The organism is Chlorobium sp., from assembly GCF_036528655.1.
GTDB lineage: Bacteria > Bacteroidota > Chlorobiia > Chlorobiales > Chlorobiaceae > Chlorobium.
Window position 1 is genome coordinate 1 of sequence record NZ_JAIGND010000017.1, and the last position, 2,630, is coordinate 2,630.

Consider the following 2,630-nt stretch of genomic DNA (forward strand, 5'->3'; position numbering starts at 1 on the left):
GCATACTTTAACGGGTTTTTCGACCTGACGGTTGCCAATGCTCGGACGCTGGCCGGTATGGGCAAACTGATGAGCACGATGGGTATCGTTCGCGGCGAGATGCCGAGTCTGAAGGATATCAATATTCCGATGCCGAAGGTGACGGAAGCCGATCTGCCGCCAATTGAAGCTCCGGGTTCTTATTGAGGATTTTGGTCCGTCAGCCGGGGGGGCGGTGTATTGAAGATCGTGTCCTGTGGGCTGTTGGCTGGAAGAGCGGGGATTGAAGAGGAAGAGGTTGCCCACGGATTTGCACGGATTAACACGGATTGGCGTCTGGTTTGCCCGGCATTGCCGTTCAAATCAGACGCCGTTTTTTTTGGAGGGAAGAGCGCGGTTCCCGCTGATTGAAGATTGGATTTGCACGGATTGAAGAGCAATCCCGCTATCCAAATGCCGAATTCTCCAGGAATATTCGCCAATTCAGTACTTATTTCCATTTTCAGCTATGCGTCTTTTTCCTGCCATATAACATATGGCTTTTTTTTCTGAGATTTTTTTATATAGACTGTGCTTTTTTAAGTAAAGTGCTGTAGTTTATTTACTTAAATAAAGTGGATAAATTTTGTTGTATAGCTTGTATAAATAGTATATATATGGAAGCTATATACTATAAACAGATAATAACCTTTCACGCATAACCGGTCTTGACTCGTCAGACAAGATGCCTGTTGCAGTCATTTCCCCCTGATCAGGTAATGCGATAGTTAAGCAGGTTACACCTATTGAGTGGTTTGTATTGCTGTTATTTGTATTTGTACGGTCTGTGACTATTCAGGTAAAGCCTGTTATCCTGCTTTTCCCCTTAAAATCTGTCGTTTCGGTCATTGTTAATCCTAAAGGCAACGATGCTTTGGTATTTCGATATGTGTCAAGAATTACTGAAATAATAATTAATAAATTCTAATAATACACGATATATGAGCACCATCAACGTTGCCCCGATTGCAACCGTAACCGGAGTTTCCGGAAGGGTCTGGATTCGGTCTCAGGATGGAAAGCTGCGTTCCGTAAAGCAGGGTGATGCCGTTTATCAGGGCGAAGTTGTTGTGACTTCCGATGGATGTAAGGTCGAGCTTAAGAATGCTTCCGGTTCACTCATTACGATAGCAGGTGGCAAGCAGGTTGAAATCGTTTCGGACCTTTTCGACAAACAGGGAGCTGCGGGTACGGATGATAATTCCGATTATCAGACTGATTACGACTCGGATGGTTCCGATGATCAAGGACAGGGGAACAGGCAGATTGGGCATGGGTTTATTCGTGTCGATCGAATTCATGAAAGCGTGGTTGATCCTCCATATCGTTTCTGGTCGGTAAGAGGAAAGTATATTCCGCTGCTTGCCTGCAGAAACGGAGAAAATGACGCGTATTTAGACGGCAGGGCAACGCATAATCAGCGTTTAAGAATGTCTGCAGTTCCGCTTTCTTTCGATGCGAACGAAGCGGGATATGTACTCAGAGAGTTCAGCGGAATGGCCGCGGATGACCGTCCCGATTATATTCCTGTGGCGAATGACGATCTGCCTGATGCCCTCGGTGATGCGAATCGAGTTCTCGAAGGCGAAAATACGGTGACCGGCAATGTGCTGAACAACGATATTGATGGCGACGGCAAGTCGAGAGTCGTTGCAATCACCTATATACCTGAAGACGGCGGTGCTCCGCAAACCGTTTCTGTGCCGGCATCCGGATCGGTAACGGTCGATACCCTGTATGGACAACTGACAATAGGCAGCGACGGAAAATGGAGTTATCTCAGCGATCCGAATGAAGAGCATGGGGCGGACGATGTTCTGAAGGATACGATCGGATATACGATAAGCGATGATGACGGCGACACCGCGTCAGCCAGTCTTGTGATCGATGTGCTTGATACCACGCCGGAAATCGCCTCTCCTGAACCTTCAGTCGTTGACGAAGACGATCTTCCGGAAGGTAACGACAGTGATGGCAAGGAGTCGGTGACTGTCGGTGGTTTGCTCGGCGTCGTTCCCGGCGAAGATCCGATTGATACCTTTTTCACGTCGCAGACTGCTCCCGTCGGGTTGTCCTCAGACGGCAAGGCGGTCAAATACTATATCAGTGATGACGGATATACCCTGATTGCCTATACCGGTGATATAACACCCGGCAATGCTCCGCATGCCGATCAGCAGGTATTTCTTGTGAACATCTTCGATCCGACGGATTCGAATGGTTCGCAGCGATATGAGTTCAGGCTTATCGACCAGCTCGATCATCCTGCCGGATCCGGCGAGAATACGATGGATTTCACCTTTGATTTCCGGGTCAGGGATACCAACGAGGGGATGCTCGATGTTGCTGACGGATCGTTTATCGTTACAGTTGTGGACGACGTGCCCGCAGACGGTACGGGCACGGAGCGCGGGTATGTGGAAGAAGAAGCGCTGAGCGGCGGGAACCAGGACACGAACGACGTCTCCGGCATCAACGGTGACGGCGACAGCCAGAACGCGGTATGGCAGGGCAGCCTGTCAGGGCTGTTCAGTGTAGGCACGGATGCACCGGGCAGCTACGGTCTCGGCACGAACACGGGAAGCCTGCCGACGCTGAGTTCGAACCACGAG

At 49.5% G+C, this 2,630-nt stretch carries 1 protein-coding gene and 1 pseudogene; both read left to right on the plus strand.

Annotated elements, in window-relative coordinates:
• A pseudogene (locus K4305_RS05365) lies at window positions 1-186 on the plus strand (TolC family outer membrane protein); the annotation flags it as partial.
• A gap of 773 nt (window positions 187-959) precedes the next feature.
• On the plus strand, window positions 960-2,630 hold a 1,671-nt coding region (locus tag K4305_RS05370), incomplete at its 3' end, for a retention module-containing protein (protein WP_331561374.1).